At 28.0% G+C, this 20,413-nt stretch carries 22 protein-coding genes and 5 pseudogenes; 1 reads left to right on the plus strand and 26 read right to left on the minus strand.

The window, feature by feature from the left end; all coding sequences use genetic code 11:
- Nucleotides 1–7: 7 nt before the first annotated feature.
- The 25 genes and pseudogenes from JJC03_RS17050 to JJC03_RS00490 all read right to left on the minus strand — a co-directional run bounded on the left by JJC03_RS17050 (nucleotide 8) and on the right by JJC03_RS00490 (nucleotide 16,906).
- Nucleotides 8–685: a glycosyltransferase family protein gene (locus JJC03_RS17050; protein WP_258932037.1), complete on the minus strand. Its 678-nt coding sequence runs from the start codon at nucleotides 683–685 to the stop codon at nucleotides 8–10.
- 199 nt (nucleotides 686–884) lie between these two features.
- Nucleotides 885–1,289, minus strand: a complete 405-nt coding sequence (locus JJC03_RS00385) for a hypothetical protein (RefSeq protein WP_235873782.1) — start codon at nucleotides 1,287–1,289, stop codon at nucleotides 885–887.
- Nucleotides 1,290–1,490: 201 nt separating this feature from the next.
- Nucleotides 1,491–1,874 (minus strand): hypothetical protein, encoded by a 384-nt coding sequence (locus JJC03_RS00390; protein ID WP_235873783.1) that lies wholly within the window; start codon nucleotides 1,872–1,874, stop codon nucleotides 1,491–1,493.
- 10 nt (nucleotides 1,875–1,884) lie between these two features.
- Nucleotides 1,885–3,002, minus strand: a pseudogene (rffA, locus tag JJC03_RS00395) (dTDP-4-amino-4,6-dideoxygalactose transaminase).
- On the minus strand, nucleotides 2,999–3,790 hold the full coding sequence (locus tag JJC03_RS00400) for an acyltransferase (protein WP_235873784.1): 792 nt from the start codon (nucleotides 3,788–3,790) through the stop codon (nucleotides 2,999–3,001). The pseudogene rffA and the gene JJC03_RS00400 overlap by 4 nt, the downstream one beginning before the upstream one ends.
- Nucleotides 3,791–3,970: 180 nt before the next feature.
- A complete protein-coding gene (locus JJC03_RS00405; RefSeq protein ID WP_235873785.1) occupies nucleotides 3,971–4,405 on the minus strand; it encodes a glycosyltransferase family protein in 435 nt (144 codons plus the stop codon).
- A complete protein-coding gene (locus JJC03_RS00410; protein WP_235873786.1) occupies nucleotides 4,363–4,716 on the minus strand; it encodes a glycosyltransferase in 354 nt (117 codons plus the stop codon). Before JJC03_RS00410 ends, JJC03_RS00405 begins: the two co-directional genes overlap by 43 nt.
- A gap of 13 nt (nucleotides 4,717–4,729) precedes the next feature.
- On the minus strand, nucleotides 4,730–5,533 hold the full coding sequence (locus tag JJC03_RS00415) for a hypothetical protein (RefSeq protein WP_088399119.1): 804 nt from the start codon (nucleotides 5,531–5,533) through the stop codon (nucleotides 4,730–4,732).
- A complete protein-coding gene (locus JJC03_RS00420; protein WP_088399117.1) occupies nucleotides 5,533–6,288 on the minus strand; it encodes a class I SAM-dependent methyltransferase in 756 nt (251 codons plus the stop codon). Before JJC03_RS00420 ends, JJC03_RS00415 begins: the two co-directional genes overlap by 1 nt.
- A 1-nt stretch (nucleotide 6,289) precedes the next feature.
- A complete protein-coding gene (locus JJC03_RS17055) occupies nucleotides 6,290–7,186 on the minus strand; it encodes a CDP-glycerol glycerophosphotransferase family protein (RefSeq protein ID WP_258932039.1) in 897 nt (298 codons plus the stop codon).
- Nucleotides 7,183–7,683, minus strand: a complete 501-nt coding sequence (locus JJC03_RS17060) for a hypothetical protein (protein WP_258932040.1) — start codon at nucleotides 7,681–7,683, stop codon at nucleotides 7,183–7,185. The genes JJC03_RS17055 and JJC03_RS17060 overlap by 4 nt, the downstream gene beginning before the upstream one ends.
- Nucleotides 7,680–8,012, minus strand: a complete 333-nt coding sequence (locus JJC03_RS18470) for a UDP-N-acetylglucosamine 2-epimerase (protein WP_309597705.1) — start codon at nucleotides 8,010–8,012, stop codon at nucleotides 7,680–7,682. Before JJC03_RS18470 ends, JJC03_RS17060 begins: the two co-directional genes overlap by 4 nt.
- A pseudogene (gene neuC, locus JJC03_RS19045) lies at nucleotides 7,991–8,811 on the minus strand (UDP-N-acetylglucosamine 2-epimerase). Before neuC ends, JJC03_RS18470 begins: the two are co-directional and overlap by 22 nt.
- A 40-nt stretch (nucleotides 8,812–8,851) precedes the next feature.
- Nucleotides 8,852–9,430 (minus strand): LbetaH domain-containing protein, encoded by a 579-nt coding sequence (locus JJC03_RS00435; RefSeq protein WP_088399113.1) that lies wholly within the window; start codon nucleotides 9,428–9,430, stop codon nucleotides 8,852–8,854.
- Complete coding sequence (neuB, locus tag JJC03_RS00440; protein WP_088399111.1) at nucleotides 9,430–10,470, minus strand: N-acetylneuraminate synthase; 1,041 nt, start codon at nucleotides 10,468–10,470, stop codon at nucleotides 9,430–9,432. Before neuB ends, JJC03_RS00435 begins: the two co-directional genes overlap by 1 nt.
- 9 nt (nucleotides 10,471–10,479) lie before the next feature.
- The gene (locus tag JJC03_RS00445; protein ID WP_088399109.1) at nucleotides 10,480–11,151 is read right to left on the minus strand and encodes an acylneuraminate cytidylyltransferase family protein; all 672 of its coding nucleotides are present in this window, start codon (nucleotides 11,149–11,151) and stop codon (nucleotides 10,480–10,482) included.
- A gap of 367 nt (nucleotides 11,152–11,518) precedes the next feature.
- On the minus strand, nucleotides 11,519–11,998 hold the full coding sequence (locus JJC03_RS00450) for a methyltransferase domain-containing protein (RefSeq protein WP_374226252.1): 480 nt from the start codon (nucleotides 11,996–11,998) through the stop codon (nucleotides 11,519–11,521).
- Between the two features lie 29 nt (nucleotides 11,999–12,027).
- Nucleotides 12,028–12,186 (minus strand): hypothetical protein, encoded by a 159-nt coding sequence (locus JJC03_RS00455; protein ID WP_235873788.1) that lies wholly within the window; start codon nucleotides 12,184–12,186, stop codon nucleotides 12,028–12,030.
- On the minus strand, nucleotides 12,174–13,070 hold the full coding sequence (locus tag JJC03_RS00460; RefSeq protein WP_088398144.1) for a glycosyltransferase family 2 protein: 897 nt from the start codon (nucleotides 13,068–13,070) through the stop codon (nucleotides 12,174–12,176). Before JJC03_RS00460 ends, JJC03_RS00455 begins: the two co-directional genes overlap by 13 nt.
- Before the next feature lie 7 nt (nucleotides 13,071–13,077).
- Nucleotides 13,078–14,085: a glycosyltransferase gene (locus JJC03_RS00465; RefSeq protein WP_088398145.1), complete on the minus strand. Its 1,008-nt coding sequence runs from the start codon at nucleotides 14,083–14,085 to the stop codon at nucleotides 13,078–13,080.
- Nucleotide 14,086: 1 nt separating this feature from the next.
- The gene (locus JJC03_RS00470) at nucleotides 14,087–14,764 is read right to left on the minus strand and encodes an FkbM family methyltransferase (RefSeq protein WP_088398146.1); all 678 of its coding nucleotides are present in this window, start codon (nucleotides 14,762–14,764) and stop codon (nucleotides 14,087–14,089) included.
- Nucleotide 14,765: 1 nt separating this feature from the next.
- Nucleotides 14,766–14,945 (minus strand): hypothetical protein, encoded by a 180-nt coding sequence (locus JJC03_RS00475; RefSeq protein ID WP_235873790.1) that lies wholly within the window; start codon nucleotides 14,943–14,945, stop codon nucleotides 14,766–14,768.
- Complete coding sequence (locus tag JJC03_RS00480) at nucleotides 14,939–15,307, minus strand: hypothetical protein (protein ID WP_235873791.1); 369 nt, start codon at nucleotides 15,305–15,307, stop codon at nucleotides 14,939–14,941. Before JJC03_RS00480 ends, JJC03_RS00475 begins: the two co-directional genes overlap by 7 nt.
- Nucleotides 15,303–16,028: pseudogene (locus tag JJC03_RS00485) on the minus strand (ABC transporter ATP-binding protein); the annotation flags it as partial. The gene JJC03_RS00480 and the pseudogene JJC03_RS00485, both read right to left, overlap by 5 nt.
- A gap of 15 nt (nucleotides 16,029–16,043) precedes the next feature.
- A pseudogene (locus JJC03_RS00490) lies at nucleotides 16,044–16,906 on the minus strand (ABC transporter permease).
- 127 nt (nucleotides 16,907–17,033) lie between these two features.
- Here JJC03_RS00490 and JJC03_RS00495 point away from each other — a divergent pair.
- On the plus strand, nucleotides 17,034–17,777 hold the full coding sequence (locus tag JJC03_RS00495; protein ID WP_088398149.1) for a tyrosine-protein phosphatase: 744 nt from the start codon (nucleotides 17,034–17,036) through the stop codon (nucleotides 17,775–17,777).
- Nucleotides 17,778–18,687: 910 nt separating this feature from the next.
- Here JJC03_RS00495 and JJC03_RS19360 read toward each other — a convergent pair.
- Nucleotides 18,688–19,011, minus strand: a pseudogene (locus tag JJC03_RS19360) (hypothetical protein); the annotation flags it as partial.
- Nucleotides 19,012–20,413: the final 1,402 nt, after the last annotated feature.

A 20,413-nucleotide genomic window follows, 5' to 3' on the forward strand; every position in this document is an offset into this window, starting at 1 on the left:
CGGACCATCACCATAAATGTCTATGCAAATTTTTTTCTTTTATAGTGATTGGCAACAAGTATACTGCATGTATTAAATCTTGTATTCCTTTGCTTTCTCTTAGATGGCAAGCCACTAAAAAGGAGGGTTCACTCTTTTTTCTGTTTACTCTTTTTGAAAACTTGTCTGTTTGAATACCATTATAAACTACTTTTAATTCTGATTTTTTCAAAAACCTAAAATCATATTTGATTTCTTTTACTGTGTAATGAGAAACTCCTACAAAAACATCTATGTATTTTGAATAAAGATAACCTTTTATTATTTTTTTTATTTTCTTCTTTAATAGAAAACCTCCTAAGGGTCTAGGATTATGATCCACCGCTATAATCTTAACCTTAGTATTTAGTCTTTTTATAGATTTAAAAAAAGGTATGCAAAGTTCTATAAAATGTGTTACTACATAGTCCCATTCTATCTTCTTCTCATCCGTATATTTAATAAAGACTTCTTCAATACTATCATTGCCTAACGAAATAATGGTAAACTTAGAATATTCTTTAAATTTTGCATCATTAGGAAAAAACCAAACTACATTCCATCCATCATACACTATGGCTTCCTGAAATCTCCAAAAAAAATAGTCCATACCTCCTATACGTGATTCTAGAAGTTGATAATTACATAAAATAGCTATATTTTTCACTTTTAAAATCTTAAAACTAGATTATAGATCCCGTAAACACACAATACTAAAAATACAAGGTAACTATACCGAAACATTCTTTGAGACAAATACTTCTTTTTTTGCATATAGGAAAAATAAACAATAGAAAGAAGATACACAGAACTCAACCATCTAATCTCAACAAAAGAAATGATAATAAATGAAAAGATAAGCATCATCAAAATAAGTGAGACACTAGGATATGGAAAGTTTTTTTCTTTTTTTCCCCTTTGAAATAAATCCAAATACTAAAAAAGGTAACTAATAAAACAGGACCAATTTGTCTAAAACTCATAAATAAGACTTCAAGAAAGTCTTTTATAAATTCTTTTAGTGTCAATCTAAAATCAAAAAAAATAGATTCTAAGGTAGTTTTAGGCAATGAATTTTCGCCATTCTTATCAACATATTCTTCAGTCTGTTCCCAAGTAGGATGACTCTGATTAGGAATAAGTCCTTGATTAACCATTAACTGTGCTAAATATTGTCTTTGTACCCAATTAACCTTATATTCTTTTACATCTTTATTATCGTATGATAATTTATGATTATTAATTATTGAAGGTAAGTTTAACAAAAACATAAAAATTGTAAAAATTAAAGATAATTTAAAATCTTTTATTTTAAAACCCTTTTTATTAACAGTACAAGTGACAGGAAAATTACAGGTACAAAAACCAGTATTAATTCACGAGTAAAAAGGTCACTAACAATGCTAAAAAGGCTAATTTAAGTTCTTTAATTTCATCATTGAGAAATAAAAAAACTTCAATAAAAAAAACAGCTAATGAAGTAGAAAACAACGCATCATTAGTACCAAAATAAAAATAACTTGTACTACTAATAAAAAGAGAAGATAAAAAATAGTTTCTCTAAATTTTAATCTAAAATTAACATAAGCAATAAATCCCATAGTTAAAAAAACATTTGTAAATCTAAGTGCTAAATAATCTTTGATTACAAATGACAAAGGATAAGAGATCAACATATAAGGAATACAAATCCTATTTTTAATTGCTGTAATAATCCCTAGCTCTTTTATTTCATTTAAATTACTAATAAACAAAAGCTCATCACCTGTTGGTAATCTAAACAAGAAATAAGAAGAAGAGATGAGTAAATAAATAATAACTAAAAAATAAAAAACAATATTGATTTTTTCTTTCATTTTTTCTTTTCTATAATAGAGAAAACATTTTTATCACTTCTACAACTTTCTTTTCATCTAACTCATAGAACATAGGTAGACGAAGTAATCTGTCTGTAAACTTATCACTTTTTTCTAACATTCTACCATCGTGTTTATCTATATAAAAAGAACTTGAATGCAAACTTATATAATGAAAAACAGCATGAATATTATTTTCTTTGAGATGGTTAATCAATTCTGTTCTTTGTTCTATAGATTTACAAACTAAATAAAACATGTGAGCATTATTTGTAACACTCTTTATTTGCTTAATTAATTCAATTTCATTTTTATCGGCCCATTCTTTTAATTCCGTCTCATAATACCTCCAGATTTCTTTTCTTCTTTCTTGAATTTTATCTAAATTTTCTATTTGAGCCCACAAAAAAGCAGCAATTACTTCAGAAGGTAAAAAAGACGACCCAGTATCTACCCAACCGTATTTATTTACCTCACCTCTGAAAAATTCTGCTCTATTGGTTCCTTTTTCCCAAATAATTTCTGCTCGTTGAATAATTTTTTTCTCATTAATTACCAGCATTCCTCCTTCACCTGCGATGATATTTTTTGTTTCATGAAATGAAAAAGCTGCCAAATTTCCAATTGAGCCCAAAGGCTTTCCTTTATAATCCGAATCGATTGCTTGAGCTGCATCTTCAATTACAACAAGGTTGTATTTATTAGCTAAGCTCATAATTACATCCATATCACATGCCCTTCCTGCATAATGTACTGGAACTATTGCTTTTGTCTTATTTGTGATTAATTCCTCAATTTTATTAACGTCAATATTAGGATTATCTTGACAAGAGTCTGCAAAAACAATTGTAGCTCCTTGCCTAACAAAAGCTAAAGCAGTAGAAACAAAAGTATAACTAGGAATGATTACCTCATCCCCAGTTTGAATATTAGCCAAAATAGCATACATTTCAAGTGCATCGGTACAAGAAGTTGTTAAAAGCACTTTTTTGAAATCGTCTTTTTTTCAAAAAACGCCTGACATTTTTGGGTAAAAGCTCCATTACCAGATATTTTCCCCGATCTTACAGCTTGTTCTATATATTTTGTTTCATTACCTGTAAGGTATGATTTGTTGAAAGGTATCATAATATAGAGGTGAATTTTGCTTTTGCAGGTAGTAAAAACTTCATAAATTGAATTTCTTCATCTGTCCCTCTTTTTGTATAAGTTCTATTTGATACATTAAAATAAGACACATCACTATCATTTATATCTATTTGGTTAGTATTTGAAACAATTCTAAGCTTTTTTACATCAATTTTTGATTCTAACAAATATTGATTCATTTTGATTAGCTTTTCTTCAATTATCACTTCCTTAAATTGGAATCCAACTTTATCTGAAATTGATTTAGCAGGAGAACCTGCATAAATAGTATTATATTCCATATCTTTAGTGATAACAGAACCTACCATCGCCATTGATTTATCTTTCGCTTCGATAGGTGAAACAATACAATGTCCTACAAACCATACATCATTCCCAATATTCATTGGTTTTTCTGTCAAAAAACGGCAGCCTTCTAGAGTATCGCCAAACTTAATATGACTCCAAATTTGAGAATGTGCTCCAATACCATAATTATTCCCGATAGTTGTACCTCCAATTAAATCTATAATTGTATATTGACCAATCCAGGCATTATGACCAATTTTACAAGGTAAATATCCGTGAATATTCGTGTCGTGCTGGATTTTAGAATAATCCCCAAGTGAAAATTCATCACAAATTATTTGAACATTATGTCCTATATAACAATTATCACCAATTTCGATACTTTTAGCTTTACCGTTTATACCTCTTATAATTACGGTTGGTTCAATAATCGTATTCTTACCAATTTTAATATGCTCTGAAAATATGTTTTTATACATTTCTTTTTAGTATTTCGTCAATTATAAAAGAAGGTCTATTTTTTACTTGATCAAAAATTTTACCTATGTATATACCTGTTATACCTACAATTGTTATAATTATACCAGATAAAAACCAGATGGAAACTATTAAAGAACTATAACCAGAAACTGTTATTCTACCTATTAAATATTCATATATTATATAACATCCAAAACAAAAGCTAATAGAAATATAATAATTCCAAATTTAACAAACAATTTCAATGGCTTGTTTGAAAATGAAATAATTGTATTAAAAGCAAGACTTAGTAATTTTTTAAATGTATAACTTGTCTCTCCTACATAACGTTCTGAATGTCCAACTTCTACTACTGTATTTTTAAAACCTACCCACTTAACAAACAATGGAAAGGATTTTATATAATCATTAAGAGTCACAATTTCTTTAATTACTTTTGAATTATAAATTCCAAAATTAGCAATTGTATTATCAAACTTAGTATCCGTAAAATAACCGTACATTAAAGAAAAAGCTTTTGAGGTCATTTTTTTATAAAAAGAATCTTTTCTTAATTTTCTTCTTGCAAAAACTACATCAAAACCATCCAAAGCTTTATAGTATAATTTAGACACTTCTTTGGGCTGGTCTTGTAAATCACAGTCAAAACTACTATCCATTCTTTAACTTGTGACAATCCAGCCATAATCGCAGGATATTGACCAAAATTTTTAGAAAGTCTGATACATTTTATATTTTCATTTTCTTTAGCCAGTACTTGCATTACTTGCCAGCAATTATCAGGACTTCTATCATCAACTAAAACTATTTCAAAAGTAACAGCTAAATCTATAGCAACCTTATTAATTTCTGCTACTAATTCAGGTAATATGTTTTCTGCTTTATAAACTGGACTTACAAATGATATAACTGGTAATTCAGACATGCTTTTTTATTCCTTATTTATTTTTTTCTAATCTCATTTGAATTCTTTTTTTTACTTTCCTGAAAAATTTTCTAAGAAAATAAGTTCGATCCTTCCAAACTACAATTTTTTCTTCTTTAGTATTATTAAAATATAATAAATCAAAAATTTTATCTATTCTTTTCGTATGCTTTTCATTATTACCATAAGCTCTTGCATACCATGTATGGTATAACAAGTTAATATTATTTGGAGTAGATACCAATGTTGTTATTTTATCTTCAAATGGAATTTCTGCGTTTAAAAATAGTATTTTTTCACCTTTCCTACGTAACCAAAAATAAAAACGATAGTAGGGTTCATATAAACTTTCTTCATCAAACATCTCTTTTAATCCGCTTAATTCATCCTTAAATTCATTTGTTATGAAATATTGATTTTTACTCACTTCCTCTTTATCCCATATTACTTTTAATTTTTTCAAGTTAATAATCGAAAAAAAAGTATTAATGACATACGGGCTAAACGATCTTATACCTATTTCACCTCCATCTCTAACCCCACAAACAATATAATTTTTGGCGTGCATATACTCTATGATTTCAAATACTCCATTGGATTCTAAAAAAAGTACATCTTCATCTGCCATTATTAACCAATCATAATCTAAATTTTGGAATTTTTTCATCATATAATAAATACTGTCAATCCCATGCATTCCTTCTGTTCCATCAATTACATATTTATCAGTATGATTAGGAAAATATTGAGAACTTTTATCATATAAATCCCAGTTGATAACTGTTGTTATTATAGCAATTTTGGAAGTATTGATCATTATTGAGAGTATTTATTATAATTTGAATGCTCATCATTATCGTTTTTGTGAATAAAAATCATATTATGAAAAAAATGAACTCCAACTATGTTTTTATCATAATACGTAGGAGAATAATTTTCAATTTCAAATTCTTTGTAATTTAATGCGTCTATTTTTTCTTTGAAATAATGATAAATAGTACCCTCTTTATTTCTATCTACAGAACTGCCTCCATATTCTTTCCAATAAGACGTTTGTGTATCTTCTATTACATAATAGCCTCCCTTTTTGAGTCTAGGAAATAAATATTCAAATGTTTTAATCACATGATCATTAATATGACTACCATCATCAATTATCAAATCAAACTCTCCTACCTCTTTACAGATTCCTTTTAGTAAATTCTCATCTACCTGACTTCCTTTATAAATTTTTATTCTATTTTCCTGTAGTTTAGACTTATCATATATATCTATAGAAAAAATTTTTGCAAACGGAAAATAAGACTTCCACATCCTTAAAGAATTACCTCCCCTAATAGGATCGTCATATCCCCCCACACCTATTTCAAGGACATTCATTTTTTTAAATTTAAATTTTCTAAAAAAATGTTGGTAATGCTGAGTGTAAAAATGCCCACCATACTTATCTGTTCTATGAATTTGAGCTAATTTAGTCAGATTAAATGAATAAAAATGAGCTATAATTGAACGTAATTTGTATCGCAATAACATTTTTTGCTCTATTGATAATTTATTTTTTAGAGGCTTCATTTTAACTAGTTTTATTTAATAACTCTGCAATAATTATAGAATTAGTTTTTTCTAAATCAATACCAATTTCAAGATTAATTAACTCCAATTGCTGTTTTTGTCTTACAGTACTATCTGCTAAAGCAACATTAATTTTACTAATTAATTCACTTTCTTTTTCAGCAATATCGACAGCTCCTGTCTGAATAATCTGCTGTATATGTCTGTAATGCAAAAATCTTTGATCATTAACCAATCCATTTTTACCATCTCCAAAAACGGTATTTATTACAGGTTTATCAAATAAAATTGCATCAAGACTCATGGTTGAAAGCATATTAACACAAACATCACAGTATTTCAATACAGATTTCAAGTCGGAAATATCTTCAACTGTAGGTATACGTTGTGACCAAGCTTCTTGGTGGTTTGAACGTGCTTGTACCCATTTTGGATAATTCCATTTTATAAAAGGATACTTTAGAGCCAATTCTTGAAATCGTTCTGGTGTTTCTGCTGGAGAGGTTCTTACTATTAATTGAGTTTTTTCCAATTTATTATTAACAATTGCTTTTGCAATCACTTCAATATAAATAGGATCATTTGGACTTGTTGAAACATCACCGCAACTAAATAAAATTATTTTTTTATCAGCTGCAAGTTGGAATTTAGTAAGAAAATCCTCTTTAGACCATCCATATCTCTCTAGCACATAAGGTTCAAATTGAGGTGTTCCAACTACTTCTACTTGCTTTTCTTGGATAGAAGTATAGAATTCCAACAGCTCATTTTTCATTAATTGACTCCATACCAAATAATGATCAAAACTAAATGCCATTCTACCTTTAGATGCCAAATTATCCCAACTAAAAATAAAGGCAACTGTAGGAATATTAAGTTTTTTTGCAACTGATGTCAATGGTGCGATATAAGGTGGGCGTTGGTGAGTAAAAAAAGAACATCTATTTGTGTTTCTTTCAGAAGTTTACCATAACTTTTAGTAATCTTATGATTTACAAATGTAAGTTTTTGTAACTTCTCAAATCTTAAAATCCATTTTTCTGAATTCCAAAATTTTGTTATATCATAAATTCTTCTGGTTGCCCAACCTCTTGTTGTTTTGTTTTTATTATGATTTGTATTTAAATTATCATAAATACCGAAATTGTCTTTTAAATGTAACTTCAAATGCGCAATTTCTTTAGTTTTTCTAAAAAACCATGTAAAAAAACCTTCTTCAAAAACAGGTAATTCAATTATGGTTACATTCAAATTCAAATCATCGTAAGCTAATTTTGGTAAACAAGATAAAATAATTACTTCTGAAAAATTTTCAGAAGCAATAGTAAGAAAATCACTTAAAATAAAATTTCGGTATCCTACTCCATCAGTTATTACTAATCCTAACTTATTCATTCAATATCTCTAAACTGCTTTTGATGATTTAAATTCCAAATATCATCTTTTAAAAGTGAATTTAAAAATAATTCTGCACTATTTCCTTGTCCAAAATCATTACATATTGATAATACTTTGTGTTGATTAATTTTTAAAAGAGCTTCAGAAATACTCTTTGTATCATATTCAACATGAATTATATCCGCATGCAGCGCTCTATTTTTCTGTCGAGTTCCTATATTTATAATAGGTATACCATAGTAAGGTGCTTCTCGAATACCCGCACTACTATTGCCAATAATAAACTGTGAGTTTTTTAAAAGTGTTAAAAAATATTCAAAGCGCAATGATGGAAAAATTCTAAAACGGGAATTTTTTTTAACTTTTCATAAGCTTGCAAAATTTCGTTACTCCCTAAATCATTATTAGGAAAAACAACTACATAATTATGATTATCATTAAGTAGTGCTTGTACAAAATTCTGAGCGTATTCTTTCATAAAAATAGCTTCTGTAGTTACAGGATGAAACATTGCTATTGCATACTGACTAAATTCTATTTCATAATATTGTTTAGCAATAGATAAATTAGGCAAATTATTTGAAAACATGATATCTATATCTGGTGAACCTATAACAAAAACAGATTGTATTAATTCACCCATTTGAATTAATCTTTTTTGGCTTGTCCATTTGCAACAAAATGAATATGACTCATTTTACTAGTTGCATGTCTCAATAGCTCATCTATAGTTCCAGATATTTCACCTCCTTCAATATGTGAAACTAATATATTATTTAAAGATCCTACAATGGCTCCTGCTAAAGCCTCAACTCTATCACCATGAATTACAATCATATCTGGAGTACATTCTTTAACATATGCTGATAAGCCTTCAACCGTTTTGGCTAATGTCAAATCCATAGTAATCTCATGGGTATAATTTTCAAAAGTATACACATTTGAAAATTTACATCTTTCAATTTCAATTAAAGTATACCCGTATTTTTTTTGAAGGTGCATACCTGTCACAAAAACATATACTTCAAATTTTGAATGATCTTCTAGTATTTGAATCAATGATTTTATTTTACCAAAATCTGCTCGTGTTCCTGTTAGAAATAATACTTTTTTACTCACTTTCATTTTTTTGATTTAAATTAACGTGATTTTAAATCATATTAATTCATTTTTGAATATTCATAATTTTAGAAATAATTATTTTATCATCTAAAACATTTTTAACTATCATAACATGAGCTCCTATAATAACATTATTCCCTATTTCTAACTCACCTATAATCGAAGAGTTTGCATACATTACAACATCATTACCAATTTTATTCCCCTTCCCTTCTCCATTTTTTTTATGACCTACGGTACAACCTTGGTGTATTTTAAACCCTTTTCCTATTTTATTCCTACTCCCTATTATTGTTCCTTCTCCATGAACAATATAAAAACCTAAATCAATTTCATTATTAAAATAAACTTCACAAGAACACAATTCTTTTAATAACCAATGAATTTGAAACTTTAATTCTTCCATTTTATTTAGATGAATTTCACTTCCAATTCTAAATAAAAAAACAGCTAACTCGTTGTTATTAGTTTGTATTCTGCTTTTAATTTCGTTTTCAGTTAGATCTGGAAAATGATAATTTATATCTAATATCGTTTTTTTGAATGCTTTTTCTAATATTTCATGAGGAATTGGTCGACTTTGGAATACTTTTGTCAGTAAAAAATCTATAAATTCTTTCATTAGATTAAATCTTTCCAAGTTAATTGCTCATCGTTTTCAATATTTCTTTTTGCAACTTTACCTAAAATTGAATTAAAATGTTCAGCTAAAATATCACCTGTTCCTGGACGTTTTACCCAAATATTTTCTTTAGTCAATACTTCTCCTTTCTTAATAGGAGCAATACTGCAAACTGTTGCGAAAGCAAAATCTATTGTTACCTGCTCTTCTTTAGCTGGTTTTTTTATTCCTCCTCTCATTAATGCTATTTCTGCACTACTGATGATCAAATCTTTACAAAACTTTTCATCCATACTACAAATAATATCTGGCCCTGTTCTATTCATATGATCCGTAAAATGACGTTCTAAAATAGAGGCTCCTAAAGCGACTGCCCCAAGGCAGGCATTATTATTTAATGTGTGATCAGACAAACCAAAAACTTTGTCTGGAAAAGCTTGGTGCATTTCTATCATAGCTCCCAAACGTACTAAATGAATAGGTGTTGGATACAAATTTGTTGTATGCAATAATGCTACTGGCACATTATGTTTATCAAAAATCCCAACTGCTTTTTGAATACTTTGTATTGTATTCATACCTGTACTAAGTATTACTGGCTTTCCAAAAGAAGCTATATGTTCTAACAAGGGATAATTATTACATTCTCCTGAACCAATTTTATAAGCTGGTACATCAAATCTTTTTAATCTTTCAGCCGCAGCCCTTGAAAAAGGAGTAGATATGAAGATCATTCCTTTACTTTCTACATACTTTTTGAGTTCAAGTTCTTGTTCTTCATTTAATGCACAACGCTCCATAATTTCATAAATAGATACATCTGCATTTCCTGGAATTACTTTTTTAGCAGCTCCACTCATTTCATCTGCTACAATATGAGTTTGATGTTTTACAACCTCTACACCTGCTCGATAAGCAGCATCTACCATTTCTTTAGCTACTTTTAATGATCCTTCGTGATTAATTCCTATTTCTGCAATAACTAACGGAGGATACTCTTGACCAATTTTTCTTCCTGCTATTTCTATATATGGTTTCATTATCTTATATTATGAATTAGTTTTTTTATTAAATAAATATTCAGCATATTCAAAATCTTCAATTGTATCTATATCCACTTCAGAAAATGGATGGTCAATAATCATAGGATAGGCATTTCTATCAATAATACTATTATTAAAAATTAATTCTGATTTACTAATATATAACAATCCATTTTCGAAATATAAAGGTTCTAAATCTTGGCTTCTCTGCCCTATTTCATAATTAAATGGGATAAATTTTTTATCTATAATTTTTCCAAACTTTTGATGATTTTGACTGACTGTAAATAAACTATTGCATTTTTTTTCTTGAAAAATAAGAAAAGCTTCTTTTAGTAAGTTTTCTGGACGAAGTGGATTAGTTGGTTGAAGTAAAACTACATTAGCAACATCATCTTTTATATTTAGTAAAACGTGCTTAAGTGCAGATACTGTAGGTTCTAAATCTCCTGAAAGTGAATCAGGTCTATCAATAACTTTTGCTCCATACTCTAATGCTATTTTTTTTATAGTTTTATCATCTGTAGTTACATAAATTTCATTTATAAATTTATGTTTTTTAGCGTATAGAATACTATGTACAATTAATGGGAGATTTCCTATTGTTTTTGTGTTTTTTTGAGGCAACCGTTTTGAACCGCCACGAGCTGGAATTATTGCTATTGTAGACTTATTCATAAAATTTCATTCTAGAAATCAATATATTTTATTACAAATGAGTTTTAATCTAAAAAAAAGAATCAAATACAAGATCACTAAATTAGAATATTTAAAATGCAATAACATTTCAATTCTGTATTCTTTATTTTACCTTTTTCAAAATAGGCTCCATTCGTTTCAATAATCTTCATATAAATTCATTTTTTTAAATAAATTTCACAAAAATAACTCAACAAAACATAAAAACATTCACAATATTCATTTGTTTTTTAATAATGTAAAAATCTTCCATAAAATCAAACCACAAAATTAATTTGATCCCAAATTACATTTATAATCCATCTGATTTCAGAATCAAATATCAAATAATATTTTTTACAAAAAGCTATCTTTTTTTAACAAAAAAAGCTTGTGTATGTCCTATTGAACTTGGATCTAAAAATACTAAAAACTTTAAAACTAAAAATCTAAACAAAGACTTCATAAAATTAAGACTAAACTGAATTTTTGGAAAAATAATATCATTCCCAATGACTGCTTCTTCTATAATTTCAAATCCATTTTTTTCTAAATAAAATTTAACTACATGTGGCAATGGCACAAACACATGATGTTCAATTAAATGTTTAGGTTGAAAAGCATATAATTGTCCTTTAAAAAACATTTCAAATTTACTCTTTGCACTTAAAGGATTAGGAGTTGACAAAGCCATATATCCCCCTTTTTCAATATGCTCTGAAATATTTTTTATTCCCAATTCCGGATTTGACAAATGTTCTAAAACCTCTAAAAAAATAACAAAACCAGGCTGTTTCTTATCTTCTGGCACTGAATCATTTAAATCCCAAATTGTAGATTCTTTTATTTTTGTAACATAATCAAAAGGTTGCCATTCTAAACCTTTTTTTTAACAATTGTTCCAAACCATCCAAATCCCGAACCAATATCACTAACTGTTTTATTCACTAATAGTTCAAATACTGAATTTAATTTTTGCTCAGCCCATTGTCCTCTATCTAAGTTTTTATATATTATCATACTTATTCTTCCCAATATATTTTTGCACTGTCTAGTTGTTTATAATCTTTATATTTTTTAATACTTAGAGCTTTCCTGTTTTTAAATAATTTAAAAACATTTAGAAACAAATCTTGTTTTGCCAAAAGCAACCCTTTTAAAGCTCTTACATCCCCTTTAAATACTTTTAATTTTAATTGCATCCAGTTTGAATATATAAATAGACGAGGGATTTTCTGCAAAGGATAAAATAAAAACATTAAATACCAACCTGCCCTTATCGACCTACGTGTTCTTTCTATATAATCAGGATCTTTTTTTCTTCCGCGTACATCTACTCTATGATGTACAAATAATTGTGGGAGATAATAAATTTCCCAATCATTATTAAACAGCTGGTAACTTGCAAACTCTTCTTCTCCATAAAAAACAAACCAATCAGGGTAATTGGGAATATCTTTCCATGCTTTCATATTCCACACATGCCCACAACCTACAAAACCTCTTACTCTAATAATTGTCTCTGTTGAAATTATACTTTTAGGAAGCTCTTTTCCCCAAAATATCCTAGCTGCAATAACACCACATTTTGGACTTTTCTGAAAAAAATCATCAATTATTTCTAAAAAATCATTCGCCACAAAATTAGAATCATCGTCTAAAGAAATGGTATAATCAGCTGTTGTTTTATTCAACATAAAATTTCGGCAATATATCAAACCCTTTGATTTATTATTCCTAAACAATTTTATATTGGGATATTTCCTTTTTACAAATTCGAAAGTATTATCTTCTGAACCATCATCATAAATAACTATTTCAATATTTTTATTATCAAATAAAAAACAAAGTTTTTGAAGAGAAATTTCAAGCTCTTCTAAACGATTCTTGGTAGTTATTTGGATTGAAAAAGTTGACATTAAATTTTTAAAAAGTTGAAATATATTCTTGTGGAATTTTTTTCCATTTAATAAAAAATCTATAAAACCACTTTAGATTAAAAATTTTATTCAAAAAAATATTTTTATAAATTCTATATTTAGAAAATCTAACTCTTATACTTGGTAAATCATTTTTTTTAATTTCAACTATTTTTATAGCATCTAGTTCAGTTTGCATCCAATCTTCAAAAACATTTCCCATATGATAGGCATAATTTTTATCAGTCGTAAATCGGTTCAAACTATATCCAAGTGTCAATTTATCAATATAATATTCACTTATCCCTCCTAATTTAAAAGGTAAATATGTTTTCAAATCAGTAAGTAATTCTCTTCTATACGTTGCAACAAAATGTCCAGACCCTACAATCACTTTTTTATTATTTTCATTATACTTCAGTGTGTATTCAAGATAGAGAGGGTTATAATTTCTTTTCCAACCTATACTATCATAAAAGCGAATTAATGATTCTGAATCTACAATTTTTTCGAATCTTAAGTTACTATTAAATAAATTTGAAAACAAAAAGTTTTCACATAAATATTTAAACATCCCAAATTGTGAAGTTAACCCAACTACACCACTAGATTGAATATTTTGAAATATACTAAAAACTTCCTCTTGCCATCCTTCTAAAAACAAGACATCTGCATCAGCAATAGTTACTAATGGAATATTATGACCACTTAACCCTTTTATTATCGAATTAAGCTTTCCTATATTTTCTGTATGAACAATTTCATGTATTTTACCTTGACAAATTAATTCATCTAGATATTCTTTAACTTCTTTACAGGAACCATTATTGATGATAGTTATAAATGTCTTATAAGAAATTGTTTTTAAAACAGATTCTACACTTAACTTAAAAATCTTAAAACTTTCTTTAAAATATCCTTCAAAATGAGGAATATAAACTGGAATGACTATTTGAAATAAATAATCATTTTTTTTAATTTCTAAATCTTTATGTGGATTATTACCTTCTCTCATTTCAAATCTTCTTGTCTACAAAAAAAAGATTTCCTAAATCTTCATTAATCACTGATTTACCAACCAATTTGTATCCTACAGAATCCAAATACAAAGTCATCTTTGAATTAACATCTTCAAAAATTTCTGAATCTGTTTCTACTAAAATTATTTTCGGTCTATATTTTTCCCAATCATTAGTTTTTAAGACCTCTAAATCATAACCTTCTACATCAACATCAAAAAAATCCAATCTATCATTTGGTCTTAAATTTTTCTCTAAAACTTCACTTAATTTAAAAAGAGGTACTTCTATAACTTCTTTTATTTCTGATTCTAACCTATGCTTTTGAATAAAAGCATAATCTAATGTATTCATAGAACTACAAGAATCATTTAATAAATAATATTTCAAATTTTCTTTTTTATCTCCAATGGCACAATTTACAAACGTATCCCTAGACCTAAGTTTATTATACATTTTTTTAAATTCAGGATTAGGATCTATGCAAATTCCACGCCATCCTCTTAAAGAAAAATAATAAGAATTAGATGCCTTTATTGGATGCCAACAACCAACATCAACATAAACTCCAGGAGAGGATTCATTAATCAATTTCATCAATTGAATATCATCTCCTGATTTTGAAAAACTAATATTATACCTTCTATATATAAACTCTTTAATCTTATTTTTCATCCTAATTAGCTTTCCAAATTTGAGGCATTAAAAAAGGGCCATGCTTTCTACTTACTGGCATCTGCCCTGTTGAAAAAAAATCAGATGAAATAATATCAATTTCAATTGCATCTTTTATTTCATCAGCAAAACCTCCTTTATAAGACATCCATGTAGTTCCTTTATACCTACCTTCTACCAATAAAAAGAAGGCAAATTACATTCAATAGCCGTAATTATTCCGTTATCAACTATATAATTTTTATCATATCTATTTGAAATAGTAAAGATCGGGTAATTTAATTCATTTTTAAAAACCACATAAAATGCGATTGACTTTGCATCTTGTTGATTAATAGCTTTATTAAATTCAAATCTTAATTTTATTGGGCTACCTGCAGAAATTTGGGTTTGTATCTCTTCTTCATTATTAATTAATATTTTTTCGACAAATATTTCTCCGTCTGACTTTCTTTTAAGTACATGAAGTTTTTTTGTTCTCTCTAATTTCAAATATTGTTCAATCCCTTCATTTGTAGCTATTTTTTTCTGAACAAGTTCCATTATTTAGAATCAAAACTGATGATGATAAAGCCGAAATAGCCGTCATATCGTGACTTACAAAAAGTACAGTCCGTCCTTCTCCGTGAGAAATATCTTGTATTTTTCCAATTGCTTTCCTTTGAAATTCAGCATCACCTACAGCTAAAACTTCATCTACAACTAATATTTCTGGTTCTAAAAAAGCTGCTACAGCAAATGCCAATCTAACGGTCATTCCACTACTATAACGTTTGGTTGGAGTATCTATATAACGTTCGCAACCGCTAAAATCTATAATTTGATCTATCTTAGAAGTAATTTCAACTTTAGTCATCCCTAAAATAGCACCATTCAAATAAATATTTTCTCTACCTGTTAGCTCAGGATTAAATCCTGTACCTACTTCTAATAAAGAAGCTATTTTTCCCTTACTTTTTATAATTCCTGTGGTTGGTGTCGTTACTCTAGACAAAATTTTTAGCAATGTAGACTTACCTGCACCATTTTCACCTATTATTCCTAAAACTTCACCTCTTTCTACTTCAAAATTAATATCTCTTAAAGCCCATACATAATCACTTTGTCCCTTTATGCTTCTATCATTTGATTCTCCTACTCTTAAATAAGGATCTTCTTTCCCTCTTATTTTATGCCACCAACGATTAATGTCGTGACTCAAGGTTCCTGTCCCCACAACTCCTAAACGATATTGCTTAGAAATATTTTCAGCATCTAATATTATATCTTTTTTTTCATTTTAAACTGTATCAATAAAACTTTTTTCTGTTTTATTAAAAATCACTAATCCTACTAAAAAAATTACTATTGTAGTTATAACTGTATAAACCAATCCAAAAAAGGATACTTTTCCTTGATTAAGAAGAATAAATCTTGATGTTTCTATTATGTAGGCCAATGGGTTATATTCTACTAGCCAACCATATTTTGGCAACTTTTGACTTATTAATTCCATGGGATATATTACTGCAGACACATACATTAGCAACTGTACTCCAAATACTATCAAAAAGACAAATCACGATATTTAGTTACTAATGACGATATTATCATACCCAATCCTAGTCCTAAAAATCCCATAAGAATTATAAGAAAGGGGAAAAAAAGTAAATTAAAATTTATTACATTTTTCATTCCTAATAAGATATAAAAACAATAAAATCCAATAAAAATAACAAATTGAATTCCTAATTTTACTAAATTAGTTATGACAGTTGATAAAGGCATTATAATCCTTGGAAAATATACTTTCCCAAAAATATTAGCATTTTTCTTAAAAGTATCAGCCGTTTCATTGAGACATGCTGTAAAATAATTCCAAACTATTATCCCTCCTAAATTAAAAAGAAAAGAAGGCACTTTCCCTGTTTCAATACCTGCAACTCGATTAAAAATAATAGTAAAAGTTATTGCTGTAAATAATGGTTGAATAAAATACCAAAGAGGCCCTAAAATTGTTTGCTTATAAACCGTAACAATATCACGTTTAACAAACATTAATAACAAATCTCTATATCTCCAAACATCTTTCAAATTCAAATCTAAAAGTGAAGATTCTGCTGTAATAATTTGATCCCAATTATCTTCTTGAGGAGTATACATATTTTCTTGGTTAAAGGATGCAACTTAATAAAATATACTATCAAATACAATAAAAAGAAAAATTATCATTATGTAAAGATTATCTAAATACATACCTTTGTAAAAGATATAGAAACTAAGAATATACATGTTATTTTTTAAAAAACCAAAACCTTTTTTAAGGGATTTTACTGAAAATCAATTCATTGATATACATTCCCATATTTTACCTGGAATTGATGATGGAGCAAAAAATATAGAGGATACAATAAGATTGATAAAAACTTTATCTGATTATGGATTTTCAAAATTCATGGCTACTCCTCATACCTTTTCAGGTTATTATGATAACACCTATGAATCTATAACGAATAGTTATGATACCACAATAAAAGAACTTAATGAAAGAGGCTTACATTTCTCTGTTGATTTTGCATCAGAATACTTAATGGACGATCATTTTGTCTCTCTTTTTAAAAAGAAAGAAATTCATACTTTAAAAGACCAATATGTTCTAGTAGAAATGTCATATTTAAATGCTCCTATCAATTTATATGACATCCTGTTTGATTTACAAGTAGCAGGCTATACTCCTATATTAGCACACCCTGAACGTTATTTATTTTATCATCAGCAATTTGATTCTTATAAAAAACTAAAAAATGCAGGATGTAAATTTCAATTAAACTTACTATCTACTGTTGGTTATTATGGTAAAGAAGTAAAAAACATAGCAGATCAATTATTAAAAGAAGGATTAATTGATTTTGCAGGAAGCGATGTTCACCATGAAAAACATCTAAAAGCTTTTCTATCAAAAGTAGAAATAAAAAATACAGACGTACTAAAAGAAGTCATCCAAAATAATATTTTTTTCAAAAAAAATCATTAAAAAATTACAATTAAATAAATAACTTTAAAAGTTATGCAATATTTTTATCAATATTTCAATTGAAAAATAATACTATACCATAAGCTGTGTAAATAAAAATAATGAGGCTATCCTAAAAACACACCGCCCCAAAAAAGTTAGAGCCTATTTGGGGCTTTTTATAAAAAAATCAGGCATGATTATGTATTTAAATTAGAACACATAGAAATCAATATTAGTTAAGGATTACTTCCTAGAATGTAGTTTATAAACTAACAAAACTAAATGTATCCTTTACTCAAAAATCGTTAATTTATCATAAAGTATTCCGTAAAGAAGATTTATTAACTAGAAAAACAAAAAATATTCTTCGCATTTTAATTTAATGCCTTTAAGCTATAAAAACGAATCTTTTTCTCTACACTATAACCTTCTTTAAAATTTAATACTTCTTCTCTTTTGATTCATTAGTATTTGAATCTATTCAAGAATTTACTAACTTTAGAATTAAAGACATGCCCTCCTAAAAGCAAAGGAAAACTAAGATTAACAAATAACTATAAACGTAAAAAGTGTAAATCTGACAAACCATTAGCAAGAGAAGAGGAAACTTATTTTATAAAATGAAGCTTTACGTTTAAAACATAAATATTTAAAAAAAATTACAAGCCTTAATTTAATCCCAAGAGAAAGCTAAAAATCTCAAGTCGCAAATACAATTATTAAAATTTCTTTGGAGCACTTACAACTAAACTTTTTTATAAAAAGTTTAGTTGTATTAAGCAATTAAAAAGAGAATAATGCAATATATAAATTACTGCACCAGAAGAATCAAGTCTAATTTAAAGGAATGAGCCCGATACAATATCGAGCTCATAATTATCAGAATTGATGATAGACGTTATAGTTCAACTCATATCATAGTAGTAATTTATTTATTTTTCACTTGACTTTCTAGTTCTTTAATTTTTTTATTTTGTTCTATGACATAAAGTGTTAACTCTTCAATTTTCTGTAAAAGCTTTATCTGAAAATCCCCTAAATTTACTCCTTCTTTTTCCATTTCTTTAGCAGAGGCAATCTCAGGTAAGTGCTTCTTTTCTTTAATATGCTTTTCTACTACCTCTAAAGTTGGTAAATTATACTTTTCATCAAATACAAAATCAGCTGTTGGGGTAATCGTAACTTTTATTTCTTTGGCCTCAAATTTACCTTGAAGAGCCGCATCTCCTTTACCTGAAATCCTAAAACGCTCAGAAATATTTGTACCATCATTAGTAAAAACCTTTAAACTACATGATACATCAGTTCTTGGACTAATAATTAAATCACCTGCACTTCCTAAATTTCCAGATTCTGCCCATGCAATTTGCGCTGGAATCTGACTAATTACACTTCCAATCCTATTATCTATTATCACACCTGATTTCGCATTATCGCCCACATGAAATTTTCCTTGTGGTTCAACAGTTCCTATCCCTACAGCTCCATTATTAGCTACAATTGCATTATTATAAAGCTGAAATTCAGGTCTTCCACTATTAGATCGAGATAATTTTAAAACAGACTCTTGCACATCCCCTACATCTGAACTAGTAAAATCTAAATCAATTGCATTTCCTCTATCAGCAGTAATAAAACGCCATCTGTACTTATCTGGATAATTTGCAGATAAAATCATATTAGTAGCAGTTTCCATATTACCAAAAATTTCTAGTTTAGCACTAGGTGTTATTGTTCCAATCCCCAAATTGGCATCTATAAAAACACCTCCATCAAATCTCGAATTACCAGAATTTACAAACAATTTTACATTCTGAGCTTTTGGATTACTCGAATTACCTCCTATAATAACCTTAGAATTAGATTTTTCCATCTCAAGAGATGTATTATCATTTCCATCTTCAAAAACTTTAAAAACTTCTTCTTGTTTTTTATTATACATAAGAAAAGTACCATCCATCCCCGCCGTTCCTATCATTCTAAAACGATCCATATCATTTCTATCTATAATATTAAAAAATGCCGTAGCTCCTTTATTATCACCTGCAATCTTACTTGGAAAATCAAAAAAATTCAACATTCTAGTTTTTTTATATCCTGGCCCTGTTCCTAATGCACTTCCTGCTGATAAAACGACACAAGAATCATTTGTCTCTGGAGGAGAAGGGAAAACTGCTCCATTAGCTATTGTAGATGTAAAAATAGCTTGAGATGCTCTTACATCCCCTATAACTTCAAATTTAGCTGTTGGAGATACCGTTCCAATACCTACATTACCATTTCCTAAGGCACAAAAAAGACTATTTTTTGCATTTATATCAAAATCCGAATAATATATTCCTTTTGGAATATTATACAAAGGATCTTTTATCGAAACGGAAGTGAAATTTTGCTGTTTAGCAACATCTTGATAAACCCCATTATTCTGTATTACAGTAGCATCTGTCCTATAAGTTGTCCCTCCTCTTAAAAAAACAACAACATTATTATTTGACCAATCACAAACTACTCTTCCTATTGGTGAAATTATCAAACCCGAATTGTCTGGATTTTCCACCCCATGAGTAAAGTTTTCTAATTTTATTGAATTACCCGCAGATCCCCATCCAAAACCAATTGAATGTATTGTGACTGTACCATGTGCAAGCCAATTC

This window comes from Flavobacterium oreochromis (assembly GCF_019565455.1).
GTDB classification, from domain to species: domain Bacteria; phylum Bacteroidota; class Bacteroidia; order Flavobacteriales; family Flavobacteriaceae; genus Flavobacterium; species Flavobacterium oreochromis.

Coding starts and splice junctions, on each gene's coding strand:
- JJC03_RS00385 (WP_235873782.1), bottom strand. CDS start 1,289: ATGTTTTTGTTAAACTTACCTTCAATAATTAATAATCATAAATTATCA.
- JJC03_RS00435 (WP_088399113.1), bottom strand. CDS start 9,430: ATGAAAGAATTTATAGATTTTTTACTGACAAAAGTATTCCAAAGTCGA.
- JJC03_RS00390 (WP_235873783.1), bottom strand. CDS start 1,874: ATGAAAGAAAAAATCAATATTGTTTTTTATTTTTTAGTTATTATTTAT.
- JJC03_RS00410 (WP_235873786.1), bottom strand. CDS start 4,716: ATGTCTGAATTACCAGTTATATCATTTGTAAGTCCAGTTTATAAAGCA.
- JJC03_RS00495 (WP_088398149.1), top strand. CDS start 17,034: ATGTTATTTTTTAAAAAACCAAAACCTTTTTTAAGGGATTTTACTGAA.
- JJC03_RS00445 (WP_088399109.1), bottom strand. CDS start 11,151: ATGAATAAGTCTACAATAGCAATAATTCCAGCTCGTGGCGGTTCAAAA.
- JJC03_RS00465 (WP_088398145.1), bottom strand. CDS start 14,085: ATGAGAGAAGGTAATAATCCACATAAAGATTTAGAAATTAAAAAAAAT.
- neuB (WP_088399111.1), bottom strand. CDS start 10,470: ATGAAACCATATATAGAAATAGCAGGAAGAAAAATTGGTCAAGAGTAT.
- JJC03_RS00470 (WP_088398146.1), bottom strand. CDS start 14,764: ATGAAAAATAAGATTAAAGAGTTTATATATAGAAGGTATAATATTAGT.
- JJC03_RS00420 (WP_088399117.1), bottom strand. CDS start 6,288: ATGAAGCCTCTAAAAAATAAATTATCAATAGAGCAAAAAATGTTATTG.
- JJC03_RS00400 (WP_235873784.1), bottom strand. CDS start 3,790: ATGTATAAAAACATATTTTCAGAGCATATTAAAATTGGTAAGAATACG.
- JJC03_RS17060 (WP_258932040.1), bottom strand. CDS start 7,683: ATGAATAAGTTAGGATTAGTAATAACTGATGGAGTAGGATACCGAAAT.
- JJC03_RS00460 (WP_088398144.1), bottom strand. CDS start 13,070: ATGTCAACTTTTTCAATCCAAATAACTACCAAGAATCGTTTAGAAGAG.
- JJC03_RS00480 (WP_235873791.1), bottom strand. CDS start 15,307: ATGGAACTTGTTCAGAAAAAAATAGCTACAAATGAAGGGATTGAACAA.
- JJC03_RS00415 (WP_088399119.1), bottom strand. CDS start 5,533: ATGATCAATACTTCCAAAATTGCTATAATAACAACAGTTATCAACTGG.